We start from the raw sequence: 774 nt of genomic DNA, 5'->3' as shown, positions 1-774 counted from the left end.
AGCGGCGGGTATGGTTTGGGGCTGTCCATCGTGAAGCGGATTGTGGACTGGCACGGCGGAGAGATTCGCGTGGAAGAAAGCCCGGAAGGCGGAGCCCGGTTTACCGTAAGCTTGCCCAAGAGCCAGCAAGGCCAGCATGTGCTGGGTCGGATGAGTGGATAGTGCGCCGGGCACCAGATACCGGACGATATCGAAAACCGTAATCGAACCCGGCTGCAGTGCGCGAGCTGTGCGTCAGGCACCCGGTGCCAGGCGATATATAGCCGATAAGGTCTATAAGGTTGTCCGTTATCGTGCAATCTGTCATCGGACCTTCATTTAAAATGCGTCTCCCGACGCCCTCCGGGACGTCTGCCTGATCCNGCCACCAATACTGATAACAGGATTAGCCGAGTCATGTCTTACATCCTATCCATCGACCAGGGCACCACCAGTTCCCGCGCCATCGTTTTTGATGCCAGTGGCCGTGCCTGTGGGCAGGCGCAGAAAGAGTTTCGCCAGCATTTTCCCCAGGATGGCTGGGTGGAGCACGATGCCATGGAGATCTGGAATGACACCCTGGCGATGTGCCAGCAAGCCTTGCGCAATGCCCGGGTGGAGGCACAGCAACTGGCCGCTATCGGTATCACCAACCAGCGAGAAACCACCGTGCTGTGGGACCGGGAAACCGGGGATCCGCTGGCCAAAGCCATTGTCTGGCAGGATCGCCGTACAGCCGCCACCTGTGAAAGGCTAAGGGATCAGGGGCATGAAAGCTGGGTGCGCAGCAAGACG

At 59.1% G+C, this 774-nt stretch carries 2 protein-coding genes; both read left to right on the top strand.

Annotated features, from left to right (window positions below; translation table 11 throughout):
- Nucleotides 1-162, top strand: a 162-nt coding sequence (locus A3730_RS29350; protein ID WP_231883800.1) for a sensor histidine kinase KdpD, incomplete at its 5' end; no start/stop codon positions are given.
- A 234-nt stretch (nucleotides 163-396) separates the two neighbouring features.
- On the top strand, nucleotides 397-774 hold a 378-nt coding region (locus A3730_RS01265), incomplete at its 3' end, for an FGGY family carbohydrate kinase (protein ID WP_255364140.1).

The organism is Alcanivorax sp. HI0044 (genome assembly GCF_001634945.1).
The sequence above is the reverse complement of the archived record's forward strand: the minus strand, read 5'-3'. Positions and strand labels throughout refer to the sequence as shown.